25 protein-coding genes are annotated in these 23,923 nt (G+C 61.9%); 14 read left to right on the forward strand and 11 right to left on the reverse strand.

Features of this window, described 5'->3' with window-relative positions; translation table 11 throughout:
* Positions 1–7: 7 nt before the first annotated feature.
* Both ACR0IR_RS12090 and ACR0IR_RS12095 read left to right on the forward strand, forming a co-directional pair.
* Complete coding sequence (locus ACR0IR_RS12090) at positions 8–2,452, forward strand: GcvT family protein (RefSeq protein WP_170364091.1); 2,445 nt, start codon at positions 8–10, stop codon at positions 2,450–2,452.
* The gene (locus ACR0IR_RS12095) at positions 2,449–3,807 is read left to right on the forward strand and encodes an MmgE/PrpD family protein (RefSeq protein WP_480779119.1); all 1,359 of its coding nucleotides are present in this window, start codon (positions 2,449–2,451) and stop codon (positions 3,805–3,807) included. Before ACR0IR_RS12090 ends, ACR0IR_RS12095 begins: the two co-directional genes overlap by 4 nt.
* On the opposite strand, the gene thpR is transcribed toward ACR0IR_RS12095, so the two are convergent.
* The 6 genes from thpR to ACR0IR_RS12125 form a co-directional block, all read right to left on the reverse strand.
* Entirely contained in the window at positions 3,780–4,343 is a 564-nt protein-coding gene (gene thpR, locus ACR0IR_RS12100; RefSeq protein WP_170364093.1) for an RNA 2',3'-cyclic phosphodiesterase, read from the reverse strand. The two genes, ACR0IR_RS12095 and thpR, sit on opposite strands and share 28 nt — an antisense overlap.
* A 123-nt stretch (positions 4,344–4,466) precedes the next feature.
* Positions 4,467–6,611, reverse strand: coding sequence for a hypothetical protein (locus ACR0IR_RS12105; RefSeq protein WP_170364094.1), 2,145 nt, complete (start codon positions 6,609–6,611; stop codon positions 4,467–4,469).
* Entirely contained in the window at positions 6,608–7,477 is an 870-nt protein-coding gene (motA, locus tag ACR0IR_RS12110; RefSeq protein WP_170364095.1) for a flagellar motor stator protein MotA, read from the reverse strand. Before motA ends, ACR0IR_RS12105 begins: the two co-directional genes overlap by 4 nt.
* 46 nt (positions 7,478–7,523) lie before the next feature.
* Positions 7,524–8,105: a MotE family protein gene (locus tag ACR0IR_RS12115; protein ID WP_170364096.1), complete on the reverse strand. Its 582-nt coding sequence runs from the start codon at positions 8,103–8,105 to the stop codon at positions 7,524–7,526.
* Positions 8,105–8,659, reverse strand: a complete 555-nt coding sequence (locus ACR0IR_RS12120; RefSeq protein ID WP_170364097.1) for a hypothetical protein — start codon at positions 8,657–8,659, stop codon at positions 8,105–8,107. Before ACR0IR_RS12120 ends, ACR0IR_RS12115 begins: the two co-directional genes overlap by 1 nt.
* Before the next feature lie 9 nt (positions 8,660–8,668).
* On the reverse strand, positions 8,669–9,166 hold the full coding sequence (locus ACR0IR_RS12125) for a flagellar basal body-associated FliL family protein (protein WP_480779120.1): 498 nt from the start codon (positions 9,164–9,166) through the stop codon (positions 8,669–8,671).
* A 119-nt stretch (positions 9,167–9,285) separates the two neighbouring features.
* On the opposite strand from ACR0IR_RS12125, the gene fliF reads away from it, so the two are divergent.
* Genes fliF through fliP form a run of 4 tightly spaced genes read left to right on the forward strand, consistent with a single transcriptional unit; the run spans position 9,286 to position 12,485 of the window.
* Complete coding sequence (gene fliF / locus ACR0IR_RS12130) at positions 9,286–10,881, forward strand: flagellar basal-body MS-ring/collar protein FliF (RefSeq protein ID WP_170364099.1); 1,596 nt, start codon at positions 9,286–9,288, stop codon at positions 10,879–10,881.
* Entirely contained in the window at positions 10,881–11,477 is a 597-nt protein-coding gene (locus tag ACR0IR_RS12135; protein WP_170364100.1) for a FliH/SctL family protein, read from the forward strand. Before fliF ends, ACR0IR_RS12135 begins: the two co-directional genes overlap by 1 nt.
* Positions 11,470–11,757 (forward strand): FliM/FliN family flagellar motor switch protein, encoded by a 288-nt coding sequence (locus ACR0IR_RS12140; protein ID WP_093964097.1) that lies wholly within the window; start codon positions 11,470–11,472, stop codon positions 11,755–11,757. The genes ACR0IR_RS12135 and ACR0IR_RS12140 overlap by 8 nt, the downstream gene beginning before the upstream one ends.
* On the forward strand, positions 11,757–12,485 hold the full coding sequence (gene fliP / locus ACR0IR_RS12145) for a flagellar type III secretion system pore protein FliP (RefSeq protein WP_437342612.1): 729 nt from the start codon (positions 11,757–11,759) through the stop codon (positions 12,483–12,485). The genes ACR0IR_RS12140 and fliP overlap by 1 nt, the downstream gene beginning before the upstream one ends.
* A 17-nt stretch (positions 12,486–12,502) precedes the next feature.
* Here the strand turns inward: fliP and ACR0IR_RS12150 are convergent, their stop codons facing one another.
* Together ACR0IR_RS12150 and ACR0IR_RS12155 are read right to left on the reverse strand one after the other, a co-directional pair.
* Positions 12,503–13,942 (reverse strand): sensor histidine kinase, encoded by a 1,440-nt coding sequence (locus ACR0IR_RS12150; RefSeq protein WP_170364102.1) that lies wholly within the window; start codon positions 13,940–13,942, stop codon positions 12,503–12,505.
* Positions 13,939–14,676: a response regulator transcription factor gene (locus tag ACR0IR_RS12155; RefSeq protein WP_170360520.1), complete on the reverse strand. Its 738-nt coding sequence runs from the start codon at positions 14,674–14,676 to the stop codon at positions 13,939–13,941. Before ACR0IR_RS12155 ends, ACR0IR_RS12150 begins: the two co-directional genes overlap by 4 nt.
* A gap of 218 nt (positions 14,677–14,894) precedes the next feature.
* Here ACR0IR_RS12155 and ACR0IR_RS12160 point away from each other — a divergent pair, with 218 nt between their 5' ends.
* The 4 genes from ACR0IR_RS12160 to ACR0IR_RS12175 are packed head-to-tail and all read left to right on the forward strand — an operon-like array spanning position 14,895 to position 19,062.
* Positions 14,895–16,139 (forward strand): ABC transporter substrate-binding protein, encoded by a 1,245-nt coding sequence (locus ACR0IR_RS12160; protein WP_170364103.1) that lies wholly within the window; start codon positions 14,895–14,897, stop codon positions 16,137–16,139.
* 57 nt (positions 16,140–16,196) lie between these two features.
* Positions 16,197–17,069 carry a carbohydrate ABC transporter permease gene (locus ACR0IR_RS12165; protein WP_170364104.1) on the forward strand — a complete coding sequence of 291 codons (873 nt, stop codon included), beginning with the start codon at positions 16,197–16,199 and terminating at the stop codon, positions 17,067–17,069.
* Positions 17,062–17,961, forward strand: coding sequence for a carbohydrate ABC transporter permease (locus tag ACR0IR_RS12170; RefSeq protein ID WP_093964103.1), 900 nt, complete (start codon positions 17,062–17,064; stop codon positions 17,959–17,961). The genes ACR0IR_RS12165 and ACR0IR_RS12170 overlap by 8 nt, the downstream gene beginning before the upstream one ends.
* Before the next feature lie 3 nt (positions 17,962–17,964).
* A complete protein-coding gene (locus ACR0IR_RS12175) occupies positions 17,965–19,062 on the forward strand; it encodes an ABC transporter ATP-binding protein (RefSeq protein ID WP_170364105.1) in 1,098 nt (365 codons plus the stop codon).
* A gap of 60 nt (positions 19,063–19,122) precedes the next feature.
* Here the strand turns inward: ACR0IR_RS12175 and ACR0IR_RS12180 are convergent, their stop codons facing one another.
* Both ACR0IR_RS12180 and ACR0IR_RS12185 read right to left on the reverse strand, forming a co-directional pair.
* Entirely contained in the window at positions 19,123–19,731 is a 609-nt protein-coding gene (locus ACR0IR_RS12180; protein ID WP_170364106.1) for an MlaC/ttg2D family ABC transporter substrate-binding protein, read from the reverse strand.
* Positions 19,721–20,548, reverse strand: coding sequence for an MlaA family lipoprotein (locus tag ACR0IR_RS12185; protein ID WP_170341043.1), 828 nt, complete (start codon positions 20,546–20,548; stop codon positions 19,721–19,723). Before ACR0IR_RS12185 ends, ACR0IR_RS12180 begins: the two co-directional genes overlap by 11 nt.
* 296 nt (positions 20,549–20,844) lie before the next feature.
* Here ACR0IR_RS12185 and ACR0IR_RS12190 point away from each other — a divergent pair, with 296 nt between their 5' ends.
* The 4 genes from ACR0IR_RS12190 to ACR0IR_RS12205 are packed head-to-tail and all read left to right on the forward strand — an operon-like array spanning position 20,845 to position 23,589.
* Positions 20,845–21,300, forward strand: coding sequence for a RidA family protein (locus ACR0IR_RS12190; protein ID WP_005980179.1), 456 nt, complete (start codon positions 20,845–20,847; stop codon positions 21,298–21,300).
* Positions 21,297–22,064, forward strand: coding sequence for a glycerophosphodiester phosphodiesterase family protein (locus ACR0IR_RS12195; RefSeq protein WP_170364107.1), 768 nt, complete (start codon positions 21,297–21,299; stop codon positions 22,062–22,064). The genes ACR0IR_RS12190 and ACR0IR_RS12195 overlap by 4 nt, the downstream gene beginning before the upstream one ends.
* A 47-nt stretch (positions 22,065–22,111) precedes the next feature.
* Positions 22,112–23,299 carry a GNAT family N-acetyltransferase gene (locus ACR0IR_RS12200; protein ID WP_170364108.1) on the forward strand — a complete coding sequence of 396 codons (1,188 nt, stop codon included), beginning with the start codon at positions 22,112–22,114 and terminating at the stop codon, positions 23,297–23,299.
* Complete coding sequence (locus tag ACR0IR_RS12205; RefSeq protein WP_170341049.1) at positions 23,296–23,589, forward strand: 4a-hydroxytetrahydrobiopterin dehydratase; 294 nt, start codon at positions 23,296–23,298, stop codon at positions 23,587–23,589. Before ACR0IR_RS12200 ends, ACR0IR_RS12205 begins: the two co-directional genes overlap by 4 nt.
* Here ACR0IR_RS12205 and ACR0IR_RS12210 read toward each other — a convergent pair.
* Positions 23,586–23,897 carry a hypothetical protein gene (locus tag ACR0IR_RS12210; RefSeq protein ID WP_170364109.1) on the reverse strand — a complete coding sequence of 104 codons (312 nt, stop codon included), beginning with the start codon at positions 23,895–23,897 and terminating at the stop codon, positions 23,586–23,588. The genes ACR0IR_RS12205 and ACR0IR_RS12210 overlap by 4 nt on opposite strands.
* Positions 23,898–23,923: the final 26 nt, after the last annotated feature.

Here is a 23,923-nt window from a genome sequence, read left to right on the forward strand (position 1 = left end):
AAGCCCAATGAGAACCCATGCGCAGGCCGTCGTGATCGGAGGGGGCCTTGTCGGTTGTTCGATCCTCTACCATCTTGCCAAGCTGGGCTGGACCGACGTGATCCTGCTGGAGCGGGACGAGCTGACCAGCGGTTCAACGTGGCACGCGGCGGCCAACATCCACGGGCTGCACGACAACAACAACGTCACGCGCATCCAGCACTACACGATGAACCTGTACAAGCAGCTGGAGCAGGAAACCGGGCAGGGCTGCGGGGTGTTCCAGCCGGGATCGCTGTATCTCGCCCAGACCGAAGCGCGCGAGCACCAGCTGCGCCTGCAGGAGGCCAAGGCGCGGTTCTATGGCCTGAATTTCCATGAGGTCAGCCGCGAACAGGCGATGGAGCTGCACCCGCTGGCGCAGTTCGATGACATTCGCTGCATCATGTATGAACCCGACGGCGGCAACGTGGACCCCTCGGGCGTGACCCATGCCTATGCCGCCGGAGCGCGCGCGCTGGGGGCCGAGATTCAACGGTTTTGCCCCGTAATAGGGACTGAACAGCAGCTCGACGGCTCGTGGATCGTGCGCACGGAAAAGGGCGACATCCACACGCAATGGGTGGTCAACGCCGCCGGGTTGTGGGGGCGTGAGGTGGCCGCACTGGCGGGACTGGAACTGCCGCTGCAACCGACCGAGCATCAGTATTTCGTAACCGAGGCGATTGACGAGGTCGCCGCCCTTGGCCGCCGTCTGCCGTCGATCGCCGACCGCGACGGCGAGTATTACTTCCGGCAGGAAGGCAACGGGTTGCTGATCGGCGCCTACGAGAAAGACATGCGTTTCTGGGCCGAAGACGGCACGCCGCTGGATTTCGCCCATGACCTGTTTCCCGACGATCTGGACCGGATCATGGAGAACGTGATCCGCGCGACCGAACGTGTGCCGGTGGCCGCGACCGCAGGTGTGAAACGGGTGATCAACGGCCCGATGATCTGGTCTCCGGATTCCAACGCCATCTGGGGTCCAGTGCCCGAACTGCGCAACTATTTCTGCTGCACCGGCATCATCCCCGGATTCTCGCAATCGGGCGGGCTGGGGCTGTTGGCCGCGCAATGGATGATCGAGGGCGAGCCGCAATACGACATGTTCGCCTGGGATCTGGCGCGGTTCGGCGACTGGGCCGACAAGAACTTCACCAAGGCGCGGGTCGCCGACCAGTATTCCCACCGCTTCGCCATCCATTTCCCGAACGAGGAACGCAGCGCCGGCCGCCCCGCCCGCGTGCGCCCCGCCTATGAGATGCAGAAACAGTTGGGCGCGGTCTTCGGCCTCAACTGCGGCTGGGAACACCCGCTGTGGTTCGCCGACCGGCCCGGAATGGTCGAAACCAACGGCTTCACCCGCCAGAACTGGTTCGAACCGGTGGGGCAAGAGGCCCGGATGCTGCGTGAAAGTGTGGGCGTGATCGACATTTCGAACTTTGCCAATTACGTCGTCAAGGGGCCGGGCGCGCATGACTGGCTCGACCGGCTGGTGGCCAACCGCGTGCCGACCGAGGTGGGGCGGTCTTGCCTGACCCCGCTGATTTCCGTGCGTGGCGGCGTGGCCGGCGATTTCACCATCACCAAGACGGCCCAAGACGAATACATGATGATTGGTTCGGGTATGGCCGAACGCTATCACCAACGGTTCTTCAACATGGTGGACCTGCCCGAGGGCACCACCTTCGAAGTTGCCACCAACCGCATCGCGGGCTTCAACATCGCTGGCCCGAAATCGCGCGAGGCCTTGCAACGGCTGACCAACGCCGACCTGTCGAATGAGGCGTTCCGCTTCATGCGCTCGGCCACGATCGAGGTTGCCGGGGTCACCTGCCTTGCCATCCGCGTCAGCTTCACCGGCGATCTGGGGTGGGAGCTGCACTGCGCCGAAAGTGATCAGATCAGACTCTATACAGCGCTTCTGGACGCGGCCCGCGCCTGCGGTGGCGGGCCGGTCGGCAGCCGGGCTCTGGGCGCGTTGCGGATCGAAAAAGGCTATGGCTCATGGGGGCGCGAGTATTCTCAGGAGTACTGGCCGCACGAGGTCGGTCTGGATGGGTTGATCAAGCCAGACAAGGATTTCCTGCACAAGGAGGCTTGGCTGGCGATCAAGGACAATCCCGCGCGCGAGGTGCTGTCGATCTTCGAGGTTGATGTCACCCACGATGCCGATGCCAGCGGAGGCGAGCCGATCTTCACCCCCGATGGGACGCCCGTAGGGCGCGTCACTTCGGGCGCCTATGGCTATACGGTCGGCAAGTCGCTGGCCATTGGTTATGCCAACCCAGCCGTGGCTCAGCCGGGTGACGAGGTGCATGTCTTCATCCTGGGCAAGCCGCACAGGGCGCGGATCCTGCATGCGCCTCCGTTCGACCCCAAGGGCCTGCGCCTGCGTGACCAAAAACCGGCGATGGAGGGTGCCAAGTGACCGAAACCTTCGCCCGCGTTGCCGAGTTTGTTCTGAACCGCCCGGCGGACCAGATGCCCGACAGCGCGCGCGAAGCGGCGGCCCTCATGCTGCTGGATACTTTGGGCATCGTGATCGCCTCGACCCCGATGGAGGCCGGCGTGATCGCCCGCGATACTGCCGCATTGCTGTACGGATCGACCGATCCTGCGTTCTCGGCGCGGATGCTGTGCGATGGGCGCCGGGTCAGTCTGGCAGGCGCGGCCTACGCGGCGGCGACTCAGACCGATAATCTCGACGGTCACGACGGCTACAACCCGACCAAGGGGCATATCGGCGTGGTGGTCGTGCCCGCGCTGTGCGCATTGGCCGAACACTGCCCTGACCTGTCCGGACCCGATGCGCTGGCTGCCGTTATCACCGGGTACGAAATTGCGGGCCGCGCCGGGATCGCGCTGCACGCCACCGTCACCGACTATCACACCTCGGGGGCGTGGAACGCACTGGGCGTGGTTGCCATGGCGGCCCGCTTGCGGGGCCATTCACCGGACCAGTTGCGCCAAGGCCTTGGCATTGCCGAATATCACGGCCCCCGCAGCCAGATGATGCGCGAAATTGCCAACCCGACCATGCTGCATGACGGTTCGGGCTGGGGCGCGCTGGTGGGCATGTCGGCGGCAATTCTGGCCGAGCGCGGCTTTACCGACGCCCCCGCCATCACCATCGAGGAGGACCGCGCCGCACCCTATTGGCAGGACCTCGGCACGTTTTGGCAGATGGAACATCAATATGTGAAACCCTATCCGATCTGCCGCTGGGCCCATGCCGCCATCGACGGGCTGCGCACGGTGATGAACTCGCACGGTCTGACCCATCACCAGATCGCCCGTGTCGAGATCCACAGTTTTCACGAAGCGGTTCAACTGTATTCGGGGATGCCCGAGACGACGTCGCAGGCGCAATACTCGCTGCCATTTGCTGTCTCGACTTTTGCGGTACACGGGCGGATCGGGGTCGAGCACATCGGCGGCGATGGATTGTCCGATCCGATGGTCGCCGATTTCCTGAGCCGCATCACCGTATCCGAGTCGGACCGCCATAATTCCCGCTTTCCCGCCGGGCGCTGGGCCGACGTTCAGGTAACGACGCAAGACGGTCGCGTTTTCCGCTCGGGCGACATCCATGCCGGGGGCGGGCCTGAGTCTCCGATGTCGCGACAGGACGTCATCGACAAGTTTGTCGAGTTTTCTTCTCCGGAAATCGGAGAGTCTGCTGCCAAGAATCTGAGCAGGGCGGTTTTGAACCTTACCGATCCCGGCACCCGGTTTAGTGACATGGTGCAGCCTCTCTACCGGTCGGCGAAGTCGTCAGCCTGACCGGACCAACCTTGCAGCTGCAGAGGATAGGTCGACAGCGTTTCATATCGTGCCCCGTCCGGCCGAAGTGTCGAAGAGTTGAGGTTGAACTGGGTCACCACCATGGTGTCTTGGGGAACTGGGATATGCAAAAAGGCCTTGTTTAGAGACGATTCAATACCCCGAACTATGGTGATATGCGGTCGAAAGCGGCGGCGTTGCAGCTTCAGCCCGGCCCGCCTAATGCACTGCAGGACGCTTTCATGCAGGTGCAGGAGTTCAGGATCGGGCTCTACCACCATGTGCAGCGAGTTTCCGAAACTGCCCAGCCCGGACAGTCTGATGGAAAAGGCCGGGCGCTTCAGCGCTTCGAGGTGATCATTTAATTCGATCAAGGCGTTTCGGGTCTGGTCGCCCAGGAAAGCCAGCGTCAGATGAAGGTTTTCAGCAGGCAAACTTCGACCGCAATGTGCTGCGCGCGCGACGTCGGCGCATATCTGGGCGATTTCGGAAGATACGGGAATGGCGACAAAACACCGAATGAGCGCTTCGGACATCCGTTGCCCCTGACCTGGATAAGGTTGAATTTGCGGGGCAGTCTGGCGGTGCTTGCTCTTTCAGACAAGCGCATGCTCTCAATGCGAGGCGCACAAGTCGGCTGTTCGTCGCGCGGATCCTGACTATTCCAATTCAGTTGTCACGTTCAGCAATTCGACTATCTTCTGCCGCGTGTCGGCGCTGGCCTCAAGCAGCTGTTCAGCGTCAGAAATCGGCTTGTCCGGTTCTCGCTGTACTGGCGCACGCAGGGCCGAGCTCAGATCTATGACCTGCCCCAGCGTGGTGTCCTTCGCCCCAACTTCTTCCAAGTTGAACCCCGCCCACCATGACAGGCGCGCCGCGGAATCCTCATCCCCTATGTCCCGCCAAGCCTCAACGGCGGCCGTGTAATTGCCCATATCGGTCAGGGCTTGTGCCCGCAGCCTTTCAGCGACATCGGAGGGATCCTCGGCCAATTCGCGCAGGGCCAGATCCGGTCGGTTTTCCAGCAGCGCGGCCCGGGCCCGAAGGATGGCGCGGTCGCGCCTGCGTGTCCCATCCGAACCTGCATCAGTCAAGTCTCGGGCTTGCTTGGCAAAGCCGAGGTCCGCAAAACGCTTGGCAAGCAACAGCGAAGTCTCGGTCGAATTAAACTCTAGTTCATATGGTTTCAGAGTACTTGAATACAGCAGAAAGGTCAGATCATCGGCGCGCGCTGCTGCCAGCTGCAAGATACGATTGCGCGTGCCGGTCCAGGTCTCGTCTCCGCGATGGGCATCAAGGATATTGAAGGCCGCAGAAAACTCGCTGCCAAGGGCAAGCGCCAGGGCGTGACCGCGGGCCATGACCGGGCCCAATTCAGAATTGCGCAGTTCGATCGCGTAGCCCGAGATCAGATCGATTTGCCGTCGCGAAACGGCCCCACCCTCTGCCCACTTCTTTTCAACGAGCCGGGCCAGGGCAAGCGGGGCTTCCAAATCCGAGCTTGGGTTGTCGATGACGTCGTTCAACAAAACGTCGCTGGTGTCCGCATCTCCCTCAGCGGCAGCAACAGTTGCCTGCGCGAGTGTCGCCTCGGGGTGTTGCAGAGTTTGGACGCGATCCACCGAACGCAGTACCCGCCGGGCGGCCTCAAGCTGGCCGGAGTTGACGAATATCTCGGCCAGCCGGGGGCCAAGGATCCGGCGTAGATGCTCAGGAAGCCTCAGGTACGCCTGTTCCATCCGTTCCTGCTGCGCATCATCCTGCAACTGGCCATCCGCCATCGCGGCCCACATGGCAACCGCGCCGTCGCAGCGTTGCAACCCCCGCAGTTTGTTAGGCTCTGATACGGGCTGATCATCAATTATTTGCGCGACCGCTCGAACCCATTCCTGTTCCGGCGATGCATCTTCCATCAACTGCAGAACCTGAATGGCCTCTGAACCGAAACCCCAGTGTGCCAACAGCTTTGCGAGCTTGAGCGCGATGGATCTGTCGACCCTGTCGAACTCCAGGAACAGCCCTGCACGCAGCTCAGCCACCTGATGCGCAAAGGGTCGACCGTCAGACCAGGTGTCGAACCCCAATTCGGCATCCGAAATACAGGCTGGCAGCGACTCCAGAGGTTGCAGAGGTGGCTCTCCCAGTTTGCCCAACTCGTCAAGGATCGAGCTTACCTGGATATGGGCAGGCAGATCCCGCGCGATGTCTGGAAGCGCTTCCGGCACCGAAGCACGCGGACCCGGAGGTGTGACGTTCAGGTCGACAAGCTCGCGATCCGCGCCTTGCAACAGACGGGTCGAAAGGCGCTGCTGCAGGCCATCGCGATCCAGTTGCAGAAGGGGGGCAACCAATTCAATTGATGGGGCTTCGGCCTGTGGACGACGTTTGGAAGTCTGCTCTGGGATCATGATCGATGGAATGTCCAGACTTGGCGGAGGCAAGGCTTTTTGCGCCGCTATGTCCACAACGATCATCGTATCCTTGTACAAAAAAGCGGTCGCGGCGCAGTCACAGCCGAAGTCCAGCTCAAGCGGTGCGCCGGGATCGGCCTGCGATATCGCCTCAAGCCGGCCTGCGGACAATCGTGCAAAGACCGATCCGGTCTTGAATTCCACGTCGTCCAATTCGACCGCCAGGCGCGCACCGTTTTTCCGGTGGGCGAGGCTCCAGTTGGTGCCCGCAGGAACGCTGAGAACAAGCCGCGTGAAGCCGTCATGTTCGCCGGACCGCACCGGAACATCCTTTGCCAGCACTCCAGTTGCCGATGCGCTCAGGCCAAGGGTCAGGAGCAAAACCCGGATCATGCTGCTGCCTGCTTGATCTCTTTCAAGGCTTCTTCCAATTCGGTGAAGCCGGGGCGATTGTGGGTCGGCGTGTTCTGGCGACCAACCTCGATACACATTGCGGGGTTGTGATTGTGCAAGTTGGCAACCAGAACTTCCCGGATCAGTTGATAGAAGTGATTGTCTTCCTCCACGACCGCTTTCAGCTTTCCGGCGAAGGGGCCGACCAGCCCGTAGGCCAGAAAGACGCCCAGGAAAGTCCCGACAAGGGCACCACCGATCAACTTGCCCAAGACCTCGGGCGGTTGGTCGATCGAGCCCATGGTCTTGATCACGCCCAGAACGGCCGCGACGATCCCCAGTGCCGGCAACCCGTCCGCCACGGTTTGCAGGGCGTGGCTGGAATGCATGGCATGGTGGAAATTGGCATCCATCCGCTTTTCCAGAACCTCTTCAACCTGATGTGGATCGTCATAGTTCATCGCCGCCGACCGCATGGTGTCGCAAATCAGGTCGACCGCCTCTTTGTCCGCCTGTATCTTGGGGAAGGCCGCAAAAATGGCCGAGTTTTCATGGTCTTCGATATGCTGCTCGAGCTCGACCGGATTTGAACGGGCAAGCCGGATCAGCGAGAACAGAAGGCACAGCAGATCGCGGTAGTCTTCGGGCTTCCATTTCGGGCCTTTGAAAACCTTGCCCAGATCCTTGATCGTGTGTTTGACCGCCGACAGGTCATTGCTGATCAGAAAAGCGCCGATGGCGGCCCCGCCGATCATCATCATCTCGAACGGCAGAGATTTGAGGATGATCGCCATCTTGCCGCCGGCGGCGAGGTAGCCGCCGAACACCATTACGAAAATAAAGACGATTCCAAGAATTCCGATCATGTGGACTCTCCGGCAGAGCGGTCTTTGAGGGTGGGGCTCATGGCGGCTACTCAGTGGGGGCGTTGGCGTTGCGTCCGGCCATTACGACACTGATGGTATAGGCGGCCTCGGGGCTGAGACCTGCCATCACACCCGCAGCAGCCTCAGGCGGCATACGCGACAGGAAACCGGCCGCAAAAACCGGATCCATCGTTTCGAAAAGCGCCGCGGCGTCCTTGGGCTTCATGTTCTGATAGACATCGGTCAGACGGGTGAGGTCGGATTCAGCCGCCTTGTCCGCCACGGCCAATGTCTCGCGCAGCGAAGCCTCGGCCTCTTGCAAATCAGAGAGGCGCGTCGCAATGGCCTCGTTTGCAATCTCCAGGGCACGCTCCCTGTCGCGCAGCGCGCTCTCACGCTGTTTGACGGCTGCTTCCCGACGCAGCAATTCGGTCAGCAAGGCTTGCATGTCCGGTTTTTCGTCCGATCCGGCGCTGTGTGCCGAGACTTCCGAGGGGTCAGACCCCCTTGCCAAAGCCGGCCCAGCCTCCAGCCCCAGCCGTATGATGGCGGAACTGATCATCAAGGCTGAAATGAGGGTCAGAACGCCACCACGTGGTCGATGCTGTGCAGGTTGCAGGCTACGCATCAGGATCGGGCCTCGCTACCTTGCGCCTTGTGCCTGAAGAACATTACGCCTTTGGGAATCGGGCCCGGATCCTCTGCGGAGTCGTTGGTGGATTTGACCTCGGCTTCCAGCTTGGATGGCTTTGGTTCCACAGCCGCAGGCTCGGCGGGTTGCTCGGGTGCTTGAGACCGGGATTCCTCTTTCAGCGAGACCGGTTCCGCCTCGAGAGGTGACGGCTTTTTGGTTTCGGCCGAGGAATTTGCAGGCTCTTCAGCCGCGGGTTTGTCCTCAGGGATCACGTCGTGCATCGACGCCATGATCAACTCAAGCCGCTGTGCGACTGACTCGGCGCGCTCGGTCAGATCCTGCAGTTTGTGTCCGGACTGGTCAGATGCAGCACGCGCGGAATCCAGGGATTTTTTCAGTTCTTCCGCCTGTGCGGACAGCACGGAAACCGCGCCACCGACACCCCGCTCCAGGTCCGTGAACCGCCTGAGGCGTCGGGCCAGAACAAAACAGTACAACCCGGCCCCCAAGGCGCCGGCGACCAGCAAAATGTCCGAGATCAGTTCCAATTTCGCCTCCTAGTTCAATACGAATTCCGTGACCAGAACGTCACGTACCCGACCTTCGCCAACGACGATGCCGATGCGTCGCAGCAGGTGCCCGCGGATGCGAACCAGAGCCAGCGAGTCTTCGAGGTCGGACAGGTTGATGGCCCGGAGATAGCCGTTCATCACGTCCATGATGCGGGGAATCATCTTTTCCACCTCGGCCTCGTGACCGGCGACCACCTCAAGTTGCGCGTGGAATTTCAGATGGCGCGAATCGCCGGAATTCACGGACACGATCACGGGCGGCAGGTCGACGAACCCGACATCCGGCAACGCATCGATTGCATCTCCGGCGTCCGCGTTTTCCGCTGTTTTCCCCTCGGCCTCTGGGGCTTTGCCCAAAAGCCCGGACGCGGTCACATAGTACCCGCCCGCAGCACCCAGCAGCGCCAGAACCGCGCCAATCATCAGTCCCTTTTTGCCCGACTTCTTCGGGCCTTCTGCCTCATCCACGGTCGCGTCTGTCATGGCGTCCTCATTCTTGCGTTCGGCACCCGTCATAACCCCGCAGGGACTAACCGATTGTTAAGGGCAATCGTTCAAACAGGGCACGAGCCGCACAGAATGTCGGCGAGTCGGAGGTGAGCGTGCAGCAGATCGGAACTGTCTGGGCAAGTTTGGGCAGGCGCAAACAAATCATCGTGGCGGGGGCGGCTGTCGTCGTGTTCCTGAGTGTCCTGGCGATGTCGCGGTTGGTGACATCTCCGTCCATGACACTCCTCTATGCGGGGCTGGAAAGCGGGGCAGCGGGGGATATCGTCCGGGCCCTGGATCAACGCGGGGTCACCTACGAGATTCGTGGCGGCTCAATCTATGTTCCGGGCTCGCAACGCGACGAGTTGCGCATGACCCTGGCAAGCGAGGGTCTGCCTGCAAATGGCAACCGGGGTTATGAACTGCTGGATACGCTGAGTGGATTCGGTACGACCTCGCAGATGTTCGACGCTGCCTATTGGCGCGCGAAGGAGGGTGAACTGGCGCGAACCATCGTCAGCAGCCCTCATGTAGGGCAGGCGCGGGTTCACATTGCCAGCGGGTCCACAAGCCCGTTCCAGCCAAGCGTTTCGCCAACCGCTTCGGTCTATCTGGTGCCATCCGGGGCCAAGATCACGGTTGAGCAGGCCAAGGCGATCCGTTTTCTGGTGGCCTCCGCCGTGACCGGCCTCGCGCCCGAGGATGTTGCGGTGATCGATTCCAACGGTGCGGTGATCGGCCCGCAAGAGACGGCGGTTGCCGCCGACACTGCCGATGACAAGGCCAAGGTCCTGCGCGACCGCGTCCTGCGGCTGGTCGAGGCACGCGTCGGACCCGGCAATGCGGTGGTCGAAGTCAGCGTCGACACGGTCACCGAGACCGAATCCATAAGAGAGCGGCGGTTCGACCCCAAGGGCCGCGTCGCAATCAGCACCGATGTCGAGGAACGGTCGGATACCTCCCGCAATCAGTCGTCTGATGTGACGGTCGCGTCCAATCTGCCGGACGGGGATGGCAATGGCGGCGATGAATCGAATTCTTCAGCCACGCAAACCCGGGAGCGGATCAACTATGAGGTTTCAGAGACCGAGCTTGAAGTTCTGCGGGTGCCGGGGGCCATCAAACGCCTGACGGTTGCCGTGCTGGTCAACGGAATCCGCACAACGGACGCCACCGGTGCCGAGGTTTTTGAACCGATGGCACAGCCGGAACTGGACGCTCTGGAAGGGCTTGTCGCCTCGGCCGTGGGCTTCGATGCGGATCGCGGGGATGTCATCACGCTGAAATCCCTGGAACTGCCCAATGTCGAACCGCAGGGAACACTGGCGACCGCTTCGGTCTGGCAAAGCATCCATCTGGATACGATGTCGCTGATACAGATGGCAGTGTTGGCCATCGTATCGCTGGTCATGGGGCTGTTCGTGATCCGGCCGATCCTGACCGGTTCGGCCGCAGTGCCAGCCTTGCCGCCTGCCGCAGCCTCCGCCGAGGGCGGCGCGCCATATCTTGTCGGTGAAATCTCAGATGCTGATGGACAGGAATTCAGCGCTCTCACTGGCCAGGGTGAAAACGGAGGCTCTGTGCCTGCGATTGGGTCCACGGCAAGCGAAGATGCAGTCGGCCGTCTGCGCGCCATGATCGGGGACAAACAGGAAGAGACGGTCGAAATTCTGCGGAGCTGGCTGGAAGAAAACGAGGATAAGGTGTGATGTCGATCGCCCACCTGCTCGAGGATTTCACGGCTCAGGCTGACGGCGCGAATCTGCGGTTGCTGGACGAAGAAGCTTTGGAGGAAGAGCGGCTCGCCGCTTTCGAACGCGGATATGGTGCCGGGTGGGAGGATGCGTTGCAGGCCCAAGCCCAAGATCGCGCTGCGCTGACCGAGGATATGCGGGCAGCCTTCTCCGACATGTCCTTCACCTACCAGGAAGCTCTGACCCGGATGACCCTGTCGCTTGAACCGATGTTCAGCGCTCTGGTTCAGACCGTACTTCCCCAGGCGTTGGATCGGGGGCTTGCCGCCCGCGTGATCGAGCAGTTGAGCGAAATGGCCAATGCGCAGGTTGCACAACCGATCCTTCTGTTGGTTCCACCCGGTGTTGAAGGGGATGTCGAGGCGTTGTTGCCCGTCGACATCACGCCCCTCCCCAAGGTCGTCGCGGACCCCGAGTTGCTGCCGGGTCAGGCGCGGTTGCAGGTCGGAACCGCCCGGTCCGAGGTTGATTGCACCGCGCTGCTGGACGCGATCGCCGCCGCTTTCGACGCATATGTTTTTGAGGCAAAAGAGGCTTTGTCAAATGAGTGACGCACCTGCATCCAAACCTGAAAGACCCAATCCGTTCGAAGCCGTTCCCATCGAGGTGACGGTTTCCGTCGGTCGGGCGCGCCCCCTGATACGCGACCTGTTGAGCATGGGTGAGAACGCCGTTCTGACCTTGGACAAACGGGTCGAAGATCCGGTGGATCTGTATGTCGGCGACCAATTGGTCGCCCGTGGTCTGCTCGAGGAAATGGAGGGGGACAATGCCGGTCAATTGGCGGTGCGTCTGACCGAGATTTCGGATTTCCAGAACGGACTTGGATGATGCGCCGGGCGGTCTGGTGTGCATTGGCGATCCTTGTGCTGACACCAGCACTGGCATCGGCACAGGAGTTGTCGCTGTCGTTGGGCGACGGCGGATCCATATCGGCGCGAACCATTCAGTTGATCCTGCTGATCACGGTGCTCAGCCTGGCACCAGGCCTTGCGATCATGGTGACCTGTTTTCCATTTCTGGTCACGGTACTGGCCATTCTGCGGCAGGGAATTGGGTTGCAACAGTCCCCGCCCAACATGCTGATCGTCAGCCTGGCGCTGTTTCTGACCTACTTCATCATGGAGCCGGTCTTTACCCAGGCTTGGGACACCGGGATCCGACCGATGGTCGAAGAAACACTTGCGGTAGAGCCTGCATTGGAACGTGCCATGGTGCCGTTCCGCGAGTTCATGGTGGCGCGGCTGGATGGTGACACGTTTCGGGCCATGGCGGCCTTGCGCCCCGACACCGCGTCGATGCAGCTGTCGCCGGAGGCGCCACTGTCGGTTCTCATGCCGTCGTTCATGCTGTCCGAGGTTGCCCGCGCGTTCCAGATCGGATTCCTGATATTTCTACCGTTTCTGATCATCGATCTTGTAGTGGCCGCGGTACTCATGTCGATGGGGATGATGATGGTGCCGCCCGCCACGGTTTCGCTGCCGTTCAAACTGGCGTTTTTCGTGATTGCAGATGGGTGGTCCCTGATCGCCAGTGCCTTGGTGCGAAGCTATTCCTAGCCTGCGTGTGGACGGTCTCAGCGCCGGATTTGCAGCCGTGCCCGCAGACCCTGATCACCCGCTTCAAAGCGCAGCGAGCCGCCATGCTGCTCTGCCACGGTTGCAACGATTGTCAGGCCCAGCCCGAACCCGTCGGACGACCCGATGTTCGAACCGCGCCGGAACGGGGCCATCAGCGCTTCGATGTCCGAGACGGACAAGTTGGTTCCCTTGTCTTCGACGACAATCGTGGCGGTTTCCGCGTCGGTTTCCAGTTCAACCGTTGCGTGGCGCCCGTATTTCAGCGCGTTGTCGATCAGGTTCGTCAACGCCCGTTTCAATGAGATCGGTCGCGCCATGACAAGGATGCGGCGGGTTTCCGGAAGCGAGCCATGCCCGCGCCGCGACATGAAGAGCGACGCCGCGCCCTCCACCTCGACCGGGGCGACCTGTTTCAGGGTCACAGGCAGATCCATGTCCTGATAGTCGGCAACCAGCGACTCGACCAGTGAGGTGAGGGAGATTTGGCGCGGGTCCTCGATGCTCAGTTCCGAGCGGGTGTAGGTCAACACGCTTTCGATCATGCCCGTCATCTGGTCGACATCGGACTCCAGCTTCTCTCGCAATTCGGCGTCCGGAATCAGCGCCGCGCGCAGACGCACGCGGGCCGCTGGCGTCCCAAGGTCGTGGCTGACGCCGGACAGGACCGTGGCACGCTTTTCCAGCTGTGCGCGTTCGTCCTCCAGGTGCGTATTGACCGCCGATACGATGTCGCGCAGTTCGGCCGGCCCGGACATGTCGTAGCTGTCCGGACCCCCGCTGCGCCGGCGGTCACGCAGCGACTGGGAGAACCGCGAAAAGCTGTCTGTCACATTGCCGACCGATGTCAGAATGATCGCAAGTGCCAAGACGGCCAGAAAGATCGCGGGCAGGCGCAGGTCGGTCGGGGCCGCATCGCACCCCCAGACCTGCGTACCGTCGATCTTCTGCCAGGCGCCCTGACCGAACCGGGCCACCAGAATGGGTTCGCTGCAATAGGTAGCCAGCAGGCGTGTCAGGTTGCCCATCTTCTGCGGCTCGGTCTGGTCGCTGCCTGACACGATGTCGGATACCGGATAGACCAGCCGGTCGGACAAGACCGCAAGCGTCAGGTTCCGCCCGCTGAGCGGCGCGGAGCTGTCGGTCAGAATGGACAGGTTGGTCAGAAACCGGCGTCCTGCAAGGTCGGGCAACTGCTCGAATTCACCCGCATCGGCCAGACTTGCGGCCTCGGGCGGCAGTGGCGTGATCAACACGTCGGGATGCGAGGCGCGACCTGTGCGCAGATCTTCGTAGACCGAGAACCCGGCAACATAGGCCCGGGTCAGATAGGCGTCCCAGTTGCGAACGGATGAAAACCACAGTCCTGCCGCCAGCAGCCCGGCAGCAAACGCACCCAGGCTCCAGGCCCAACCCAGATCCCGCAGGCGCAGGGTCATGCCTCCTGTTCCACGGTGACCTCGCAGGCGAAGACATAGCCGACACCGCGGGCCGTGCGCAGCATCTGCGGATCTTTGGGGTTGGCCTCGATTTTGGAGCGCAGCCGCCCCACCAGAACGTCGATGGCCCGACCCTGCGCTTCGGGCTTGTCACCGGTGCCGGTCACGTCCAGCGCGGCGGCGATCTCGTCGCGGGTCAGCGGAATGTGCGGGTTGGCCAGCAGCACCTTGAGCAACGCGGTTTCGCGCTGCGACAGCGACACCTGGTACCCGTCCGGGGCATGCACCTCGTCGCGTTTGCCGTCATAGACCCATCCGCCAAAGCGGAACGTGCGGATCCGCCGGCGATAGGCCAGCGATGGCGTGCGCCGCGCGCGCTGCATCACCGCGCGCACACGCGCCAGCAGCAGTTGCGGGTTGAACGGCTTGGCGATGTAGTCGTCGGCGCCCACCTCGTACCCGGCCATGCGCTGATGATCGGCAGAAAGGGCCGACACGAAGATGATCGGCACGTCCTGCTCGCGGCGCAGCCGGGCGCAGATCTCGACCCCGTTCTCGTCACCCAGCATCACGTCCAGAAGGATCAGGTCGATGCGGCCTGACTTCAGGTGTGCCTGCACCTCGCGCTCGGTGGCCGCTGGCAGGGCAATGAACCCGTTCTGGTGAAAGAACTGGGTCAACATCGACCGGATTTCCGGATCGTCATCCACAACCAGCAGACGTGGAATGCTCACGCTGTTCCTCCCCGATTTCCCCCTCGACGCTGCCCTCAATTGTAACGGACTGCAACAGATTCAAGGTCAACGTAACACGCTGTAACAAAAGGCGGGAAAATTTGCAGCCCGCGCCGGATACATGGGAAATTTGTCATTGCCAGACGGCAAGCGGCTGCCGGTAATGTCCCGCATCGCTGCCCCGCGGCAGCAAACAAGGATCTGGGAGGATACCAAACATGAAACGTTTCGCACTCGCCACGGCGTCGTCGCTGGCCGTTCTGGCTGGCACGTCGGTGATGGCCGAACCGCAGGCCGAAGTTCTTCACTGGTGGACGTCGGGCGGCGAGGCCAAGTCGGTCGCCGTTCTGCAGGAAGAGTTCGCGGCCAATGGCGGCACCTGGACGGATATGCCCGTTGCAGGCGGCGGCGGAGACGCGGCGATGACCGCGCTGCGCGCCCGCGTTCTGGCCGGCAACGCGCCGACCGCCGTTCAGCTGAAAGGCCCGGCGATCCAGGAATGGTACGAAGAGGGTGTTCTGGCGGACATTTCGAACGTTGCCGAGGCCGAGGGCTGGGCCGAAGTCCTGCCCGCCTCGATCGCGGCGCACATGCAGTGCGAAGGCACCTGGTGTGCCGCACCGGTCAACGTGCACCGTATCGACTGGATCTGGGCAAATGCCGACATCCTGGCCGCCAATGACATCGAGATGCCGACCACCTGGGAAGAGTTCAACGCCGCTGCCGAGAAGCTGCAGGCCGCAGGTATCATCCCGCTGGCCCACGGTGGTCAGGCCTGGCAAGACGCAACCGTCTTCGAAGCAGTTGCGCTGGGCATCGGTGGACCCGAGTTCTTCAAGAAGGCCTTTGTCGATCTGGACCCCGAGACTCTGACCTCGGACACGATGGTTCAGATTTTTGACCAGATGCGCACCCTGCGCGGGTTCGTTGATGAGAACTTCTCGGGCCGCGACTGGAACCTGGCCACCGCCATGGTCATGAACGGTGAGGCCGCCTTCCAGATCATGGGTGACTGGGCGAAGGGCGAATTCCTGGCCGCCGGCAAAGTCCCCGGCGAAGACTTCCTGTGTGCCTCGACCCCCGGTGACGGCTATCTGTACAACGTCGACAGCTTTGCCATGTTCGACGTGGACGGCGACGACAAGCGCGCCGGTCAGGAGCTGCTCGCCAAGCTGATCGTGGCCCCCAAGTTCCAGGAAGTGTTCAACCTGAACAAGGGTTCGATTCCGGCGCGGACCGACGTCGCACTGGACAAGTTCGACATCTGCGCCAAGATCTCGGCCGAAGACATGGGCGCTTCGTCCGCCAATGGCTCGCTGCTGCCGTCCTACGCGCATGGCATGGCGCTGCGCGGTGCGCAGGCTGGTGCGATCACCGACGTCGTGACCGCGCATTTCAACTCGGATATGTCCTCGGCTGACGCAGTTCAGCAACTGGCGGACGCGGTGGCAAACAGCTACTGATCCAACACGCTCTGCCCCCTATACTGCGGGGCAGAGCATCTTTCCCCGGAGGAAAAAATGTCCGAATGGCTGGAAAACCACCTTCCAAAGGTGGTGCTGGCACCGTCGTTCATCGCCGTATTGATCTTTGTCTACGGATTTATCGGATGGACCGCCTGGGTGTCGCTGACCCGATCGAAACTGCTGCCGAAATACGAGATCAAGGGCTTCATCCAATATGACCGCCTGTTTGACTCGCCCCGCTGGGACACGGCGATCAACAACCTTTACGTCTTTGGCGCGCTGTTCATCGTGATCGCGATGGTGCTGGGCCTGCTGCTGGCGATCCTGCTGGATCAGAAGATCCGCGTCGAAGGCGCGATCCGTACGATCTATCTCTACCCGATGGCGCTGTCGATGATCGTGACCGGCACCGCGTGGAAGTGGATCCTGAACCCGGGTCTGGGTATCGAGGCCATGGTCCAGGGCTGGGGCTTTCCGAATTTCAAGTTCGACTGGCTGGTGAACCCGGACTACGCGATCTACACGATCGTCATCGCCGCGATATGGCAGAGCTCGGGTTTTGTCATGGCGCTGTTCCTGGCCGGACTGCGCTCGGTGGATGGTGAGATCATCAAGGCCGCGCAGGTCGATGGCATCCCCATTTGGCGGATCTATACGGCAATCATCATTCCGTCGATGGCTCCGATCTTCCTGTCGGCCTTCATCGTGTTGGCGCACCTTGCGATTAAGAGCTTTGACCTTGTCATTGCCCTGACAGGCGGTGGTCCGGGTTACGCAACCGATTTGCCCGCAACATACATGTACGCGATGGCGTTTTCGCGCGGCGATATCGGCCAGGCGGCGGCGTCCGCGATGATCATGATGCTGGTCGTCTTTGCCATCGTGGTTCCTTACCTCTACTCAGAACTGAGGGCGAAAAATGACTGATCTGTCGATGCCCCAAACCCGAACCCGCAGCCAGAGCGCCACGGGCAAGATTGCCCTGCGTTGGTTGCTGTATGTCCTGCTTGGTCTTTTTGCGCTCTACTACCTGATGCCGCTTTTCGTGATGTTGACCACATCGCTCAAAAGCCTCGAGGAGATTCGTACGGGATCGCTGATCTCGCTGCCGCGCGAGGTGAGTCTGGATGCCTGGAAAACCGCCTGGTCAGGCGCCTGCACCGGTATCCAGTGCGAAGGCCTGCGGCCCTATTTCTGGAACTCGGTCCTGATTGCGGTCCCTGCCGTGGCAATCTCAACCCTTCTGGGGGCGTTGAACGGATTTGTCGTCGCACAGTGGCGTTTCAAAGGGGCCAACATCATCTTTTCCCTGATGCTGTTCGGTTGCTTCATCCCATTCCAGGTGGTCCTGCTGCCGATGGCGCGTCTGTTGGGCCTGATGGGGATTGCCGGAACCATTCCGGGCCTGATCTTCGTCCACGTGATCTATGGGCTGGGCTTCACCACGCTGTTCTTCCGCAACTACTACGTCACCATCCCGGCCGAGCTGACCAAAGCGGCGCGGGTGGATGGTGCCGGGTTCTTTCGGATCTTCTGGTCGATCTTCCTGCCGCTGTCGCTGCCCATCATCGTGGTGACCGTGATTTGGCAGTTCACCCAGATCTGGAATGACTTTCTGTTCGGCGTTTCGTTCAGCCAGGCGGGCACACAGCCCGTGACCGTGGCGCTCAACAACATCGTCAACTCAACCACCGGCGTCAAAGAGTACAACGTCGACATGGCCGCCGCGATCATCGCGGGGCTGCCGACGCTGCTCGTCTATGTCGTTGCCGGTAAGTATTTCATCCGCGGCCTGACCGCCGGTTCCGTGAAGGGATAACCCATGGCTCCCATCCTCGATATCAAAAACCTGTACAAGAATTACGGCGCAACCGAGATTCTGAAGGACATCAACATCTCGATCGAACCGGGCGACTTCCTGGTGCTGGTCGGCCCTTCGGGCTGTGGCAAGTCGACCCTGCTGAACTGCATCGCCGGGCTCGAGCCGATCTCGGGCGGGACGCTGTCGATCGGAGGCAAGGACATGACCCATGTCAGCCCCAAAGACCGCGACATCGCGATGGTGTTCCAGTCCTACGCCCTGTACCCGACCATGTCGGTGGCCAAGAACATCACCTTTGGCATGAAGGTGCGCGGGGTCGATCAGACGACACAGGACGCCAAGCTGAAAGAGGTCGCCGCGCTTCTGCAGATCGAGCCGTTGCTGAACCGCCGCCCCAGCCAATTGTCGGGTGGCCAGCGTCAGCGTGTGGCAATGGGCCGGGCGCTGGTGCGCGACCCCAAGCTGTTCCTGTTCGACGAGCCGCTGTCGAACCTGGATGCCAAGCTGCGGGTCGAGATGCGGACCGAGATCAAAAAGCTGCATCAGACGCTGGATGCCTCGATCGTCTATGTGACCCATGACCAGATCGAAGCGATGACCCTGGCCACCAAGATCGTGGTGCTGAAGGGCGGCGTGGTGCAGCAGATCGGCACCCCGGCCGAGATCTACAATCGCCCCGCCAACCTGTTCGTGGCCGATTTCATGGGCTCGCCGGCGATGAACCTGATCCCGGCGCGGGTCCAGCGCAACGGGACCGGCACGCAGGTTGCCATTGCGCGGGATGGGGCTGACCCGATCGTGCTGACGGATACGCGCGATCTGGACCTGCCCGAAGAGGTGATCCTGGGCCTGCGCCCCGAGGACATCGCTGAATCCGGGTTCCGCGCTGGTGCCGGTGTGCAAGAGGCCGCCTGCCTGGTCGATATGGTCGAACCGGCCGGTGCCGATACCTACGTCGTGTCGGAACTGGGCGGCAAACAGGTCACCGCGCGCCTGCATGCCGAGACCAGCGCCAGGGCCGGTCAGATGCTGAACCTGGCCTTTGATATGAGCAAAGTGTCCTATTTTGCGAAAGCGACAGGCGAACGCCTGAACTGAGCCACGAAAAACGCCGCGCAGGGATCCTGCGCGGCGTCATCACTACTCTGACCGGTTGGTTCAGCCGGTCTTTTTCAGGTCATTGATCAACTGATCCAGGTTGCCCTTGCGCGCATCCAGCATGGCGCCGATCTCGGTCCGCTCTGTCAGCAGCAGGTTCACGCCTTCGATGAACATGTTGTAGAACTTGTCGCGACCCGACTTGTCCGACACCAGGAAGGTCACCTCGAACGGCGCTTCGCCGCGCAGCTTGACGCTGCTGCGAACCTCGTAGCCGGCCTTGATCTTGCGGGCATTCTTGACGGTGACCTCACCCCCGATAAACTCGCGGAAGCGTCGACCATATTTGCGCGAGATGTACCCTTGGAAAGCCTTGGTGAATTCGCGCATCTGCGCATTGCTGGCGCTGCGGGCGTCGGCGCCCAGCGCATAGCGCGCCATGATCGGAACGTCGGCATACTGCACGAAGATCTTTTCGAAATCGCGCAGCATGGCGCTTTCGGATTTGCCCGACTCGATCACGCGCGTGATGTCGGAAACGACGCTGTTGACCAGTTGTGTCGCGCTGGCCTCGGTCAACGCCAGGGTCTGCTGCGGAAGGCCAGCCACGGCCAGCCCGGCCAGGGCGGTGGCGGCAAAGGTACGGCGGTTCATGGCGTTATTCAGCATAGGGGTCCTCATATGGGTCCTCGTAAGGGTCAAGGTATGGGTCCCTGACCGGGTCGGTGCCGGTATCGGCGTAGGGATCGGAATACAGACCCAGATAGGCATCCTCATCGTCCCTTGCCAGTTCGAACCGGCGGTTTTGCAAATAGATCAGGCGGGCCTGAGCGTAACTGTCTGCGCTTTCATAGAGAATCGAGTCGACCGTGTCCGAGAATCTGCCCCGATCGCCCATCCGCCGTACCACCTCGGCATAGACGCCCAGGTTGTCGGCCGGTCGCGTCGGCGAGAAGTTGATCGGGTTCGAGAACAGGTTGACCACAACGCCGACCGCATCCCGGGTCGTCGAGGGGCCGTAGAACGGCAGTTCGACATAAGCACCTTCGCCGAAGCCCCAGACATGAAGCGTTTCGCCGAAATCGGTATCAACCGGCGGCAGGTTCAACTCATCCGCCGGTTTGGACAGACCGAACCCGCCCACTGTTGAGTTGATCACGAACCGCAGCAGGGCGTTGCCCGATTGTTTCAGATTGCCCTGCAGCAGATAGTCGACGGCCTGTCCGGGCAACGAGATGTTTTCAGCGAAGTTATTGAAGCTGGTGACCATCGGGTCGGGTACGATTTTCACATAGCCCTTCGAGGCCGGGCGGAACAGGAACCGGTCGACGCCCAGGTTGAACTTGTGAATGCCGCGATTTGCGTTTTCGTAGGGGTCGAAGACCTCGCCGCGGGCCGCTGCGTCCTGGGGTTGCGACGCGCAGGCCGACAGAACCGCGAACAGCGACACTGCGACGATGTGCTTGAAACGGATCCGGTTGGACACGGTCTTGGTTACTCCCGATCGTCCGGATGTAATCCAGCCGGACACTCAATCAATATGTTTTCTCGTTGGCACAACGGACCAATTCAACGGCACATAGTCGTTTCGCACCCGAAAGGAAACTCCTAGCGTTTAACCCGCGCGCCGGACCCGGGTAAAGTGGCCTGCATTCAACACATCCGCATGAGTGGAGACCTGCCCAAATCGAGGGCAAATGCGAAACTGCCGGTTTCCGGCTTTCCGTGGGCGGTGTTCCCGGTTAGCGTCCGCCCGAGTCACATGAAATTGAGGACAATCACATGAGCATCGCAGCCAAACTGGAATCCCTGGGCGTGACCTTGCCGGACGCCCCCGCACCGGCAGCCAACTACGTCCCGTTCGTGCGGGTGGGCAACATCGTCTATGTGTCGGGTCAGATCTCGAAGGACGATGCGTTGATCACCGGCAAGCTGGGCGCCGATATGGATGTCGCTGCCGGTGCGGCGGCGGCGCGGGTCTGTGCCATCAACCTGCTGGCCCAGGTCAAGGCGGCCTGTGGTGGTGACATCGACAAGCTGGTGCGGGTGATCAAGCTGACCGGATTCGTGAACTCGACCGCCGATTTCACCGACCAGCCGCAAGTGATCAACGGCGCATCGGACTTCCTGGTCGAGGCGCTGGGCGATGCGGGCCGCCATTCGCGCTCGGCCGTCAGCGCCGCGTCGCTGCCTTTGGGCGTGGCCGTCGAGATCGAAGGGATTTTCGAGATCCAATGACACCACCTCTGCCTCGTGTGTTCATGGGCGCGCCGATCGCGCATCGGGCGCTGCATGACATTCGCCAGAACCGCCCGGAAAACAGCCGGGCGGCCATCCGGGCCGCCATTGCTGCGGGCTACGGGATCGAGATTGACCTGCAGCTGACGTCGGACGGCCATGCCATGGTGTTCCACGATTATGACATGGCGCGTCTGACCGGGCGGTCCGGCGCAATCCAGCAGATCACCCGGGCCGAGGCCGCGGACCTTCCGCTGCTGCACGGGGACGAGGGTATCCCTTCGCTTGAGGAAGTACTGCAACTGGTGGCGGGCCGCGTGCCGTTGCTGATCGAGTTCAAGGATCAGCACGGTGCGATGGGGCCTGTGGACGGGCGGCTGGAGCAAGACGCGGTCGCGCTGCTCAAGTCCTATGACGGTCCGGTCGCGCTGATGTCGTTCAACCCCAACTCGGTGGCCGAGCTGGCCCGGCTTGCGCCGGAAATTCCGCGTGGATTGACGACCTGTTCCTACAAGCCCGAAGTCGAGCATCTACCGGCCGAGGTCTGCGACCACCTGCGCGACATCCCCGATTTCGATCGGGTTGGCGCTAGCTTCATCAGCCACGAGGTGCAGGACCTGTCCCGCCCTCGCGTGGCCGAGTTGAAGGCCCAAGGTGTGCCGATCCTGTGCTGGACGGTGCGCTCGGCCGAACAGGAGGCCGAGGCGCGCAAGGTGGCCGACAACGTGACCTTCGAGAACTATCTGGCCGCCATTCCGGGTTGAACCCGGCTGCCGGCGTCACAGATAGTTCAGGGGACGCAGGAGGGCACATGGACCAGTCACAGATCGAGATACGGGTTCTGTCGGCGCTGGATCAGATCCCGGCGGCCGAATGGGACAGTTGCGCCTGCCCCGAGGCCGCCGACGGCACCCGCCCGCTGGACCCGTTCACCACGCATCGGTTCCTGCGCGCGCTGGAAGACAGCGGCTCGGTCGGGCGGGGCACCGGCTGGCAGCCGCAATACCTGACCGCCTATCTGGACGGCCTGCTGATCGGGGCCGCGCCGATGTATGCCAAGTCGCACAGCCAGGGCGAGTACATCTTCGATCACAGCTGGGCCCATGCCTATGAAAACGCGGGCGGGCGGTATTACCCGAAATTGCAGATCGCGGTGCCCTTCACCCCGGCCACCGGGCGGCGGTTTCTGACACGGCCCGGCTATGACGGGATCGCCATGTCGGCGCTGGTGCAGGGGGCGGTGCAACTGGCCGCCGACAATCGCCTGTCGTCGCTGCACGTCACCTTCTGCACCCAGGACGAGGCGCTGGCCGGGCAGCAGATGGGCCTGCTGGCGCGCGACTCGCAGCAGTTTCACTGGCTGAACGACGACTATGCCGATTTTGAAGCCTTTCTGACCGCGCTGTCCTCGCGCAAGCGAAAGAACATCCGCAAGGAACGGGCGCAGGCCAATGCCTTTGACGGCGAGATCCGCACCCTGACCGGCGCCGATCTGCGGCCCGAATACTGGGACGCGTTCTGGGAGTTCTATCAGGACACCGGCGCACGCAAGTGGGGCTCGCCCTATCTGACGCGGCAATTCTTTGACATCGTTCACGAAACCATGGCCGATGACGTGGCGCTGGTGCTGGCCGAGCGGGGCGGATACCCGATCGCGGGGGCGCTGAACTTCATCGGGCGCAAGACCTTGTTCGGGCGCTATTGGGGCTGCAACGAATATCACCCCTGCCTGCATTTCGAACTGTGCTACTATAGGGCGATCGACTTTGCCATCGCGCATGGTCTTGACCGCGTCGAAGCCGGCGCGCAGGGAGAACACAAGCTGGCGCGGGGTTATCTGCCCACGCGCACGCACAGCCTGCACTGGATCGCCGATCCCGGCTTTGCGGACGCCGTCGCGCGGTATCTCGAGGCCGAGGCCCGCGCGGTGGGGGAAGAGATCGAAATTCTGACGGATTACGGCCCGTTCAGAAAAGCCAACCCGGAGGAACAGCAATGAGCGAACTTCTGTCGACCGAGACCCGTGGCCCGCTGCTGGATCCGCTGTTCAAGAACGGCTGGACCATGGTCAAGGATCGTGACGCGATCACCAAGACCTTCATCTTCGACGATTTTGTCGATGCGTTCGGCTGGATGACCAAAGTGTCGATCTTTGCGGAAAAATGGAACCACCATCCCGAATGGTCCAACGTCTACCGCACGGTCGAGGTGGTGCTGACCACTCATGACGTAGGCGGCCTGTCGTCTCAGGACGCCAAGCTTGCGCGCAAGATGGACAGCCTGCTTTAGCCGCGGTCGCCCCGCGACCCCATGCCCCCAGCCAGCATCGCTACCTCGCCCAGACGGCGGAACTCGGCCGGGGTCACGGTACCATCTCTCACGTCGATATCGCGCGGGATCCCGGCGGTGCGGTTGCCCATCATCCGTACGCTGCGCGCCGCCGGATTGATGTCCAGACAGCGCGTCTGATAGCAGGTCAGACCAGCCGTATTGATCTGAATGCGCGCTTGCCCGTCCGGCCCGGTCACGACCGGCGCCTGCGGGACGTCGCACGCTGCCAGCAGAACGACCGCGCCAAGCCAATAAAATACTCTCATGCCTGCGCTCCTGTTGGTCTCAGGGT

The organism is Ruegeria sp. CF2, assembly GCF_056537385.1.

Excerpts from the sequence above, each read along its gene's own strand:
- ACR0IR_RS12125 (WP_480779120.1), bottom strand. The coding sequence starts at position 9,166 with ATGACAGACGCGACCGTGGATGAGGCAGAAGGCCCGAAGAAGTCGGGC.
- ACR0IR_RS12175 (WP_170364105.1), top strand. The coding sequence starts at position 17,965 with ATGGCTCCCATCCTCGATATCAAAAACCTGTACAAGAATTACGGCGCA.
- ACR0IR_RS12180 (WP_170364106.1), bottom strand. The coding sequence starts at position 19,731 with ATGCTGAATAACGCCATGAACCGCCGTACCTTTGCCGCCACCGCCCTG.
- ACR0IR_RS12190 (WP_005980179.1), top strand. The coding sequence starts at position 20,845 with ATGAGCATCGCAGCCAAACTGGAATCCCTGGGCGTGACCTTGCCGGAC.
- thpR (WP_170364093.1), bottom strand. The coding sequence starts at position 4,343 with ATGTCCGAAGCGCTCATTCGGTGTTTTGTCGCCATTCCCGTATCTTCC.
- ACR0IR_RS12135 (WP_170364100.1), top strand. The coding sequence starts at position 10,881 with ATGTCGATCGCCCACCTGCTCGAGGATTTCACGGCTCAGGCTGACGGC.
- ACR0IR_RS12170 (WP_093964103.1), top strand. The coding sequence starts at position 17,062 with ATGACTGATCTGTCGATGCCCCAAACCCGAACCCGCAGCCAGAGCGCC.
- fliP (WP_437342612.1), top strand. The coding sequence starts at position 11,757 with ATGCGCCGGGCGGTCTGGTGTGCATTGGCGATCCTTGTGCTGACACCA.
- ACR0IR_RS12150 (WP_170364102.1), bottom strand. The coding sequence starts at position 13,942 with ATGACCCTGCGCCTGCGGGATCTGGGTTGGGCCTGGAGCCTGGGTGCG.
- ACR0IR_RS12210 (WP_170364109.1), bottom strand. The coding sequence starts at position 23,897 with ATGAGAGTATTTTATTGGCTTGGCGCGGTCGTTCTGCTGGCAGCGTGC.
- ACR0IR_RS12140 (WP_093964097.1), top strand. The coding sequence starts at position 11,470 with ATGAGTGACGCACCTGCATCCAAACCTGAAAGACCCAATCCGTTCGAA.
- ACR0IR_RS12205 (WP_170341049.1), top strand. The coding sequence starts at position 23,296 with ATGAGCGAACTTCTGTCGACCGAGACCCGTGGCCCGCTGCTGGATCCG.
- ACR0IR_RS12160 (WP_170364103.1), top strand. The coding sequence starts at position 14,895 with ATGAAACGTTTCGCACTCGCCACGGCGTCGTCGCTGGCCGTTCTGGCT.
- ACR0IR_RS12105 (WP_170364094.1), bottom strand. The coding sequence starts at position 6,611 with ATGATCCGGGTTTTGCTCCTGACCCTTGGCCTGAGCGCATCGGCAACT.
- ACR0IR_RS12195 (WP_170364107.1), top strand. The coding sequence starts at position 21,297 with ATGACACCACCTCTGCCTCGTGTGTTCATGGGCGCGCCGATCGCGCAT.
- ACR0IR_RS12165 (WP_170364104.1), top strand. The coding sequence starts at position 16,197 with ATGTCCGAATGGCTGGAAAACCACCTTCCAAAGGTGGTGCTGGCACCG.
- motA (WP_170364095.1), bottom strand. The coding sequence starts at position 7,477 with ATGATCGGAATTCTTGGAATCGTCTTTATTTTCGTAATGGTGTTCGGC.
- ACR0IR_RS12200 (WP_170364108.1), top strand. The coding sequence starts at position 22,112 with ATGGACCAGTCACAGATCGAGATACGGGTTCTGTCGGCGCTGGATCAG.
- ACR0IR_RS12115 (WP_170364096.1), bottom strand. The coding sequence starts at position 8,105 with ATGCGTAGCCTGCAACCTGCACAGCATCGACCACGTGGTGGCGTTCTG.
- ACR0IR_RS12090 (WP_170364091.1), top strand. The coding sequence starts at position 8 with ATGAGAACCCATGCGCAGGCCGTCGTGATCGGAGGGGGCCTTGTCGGT.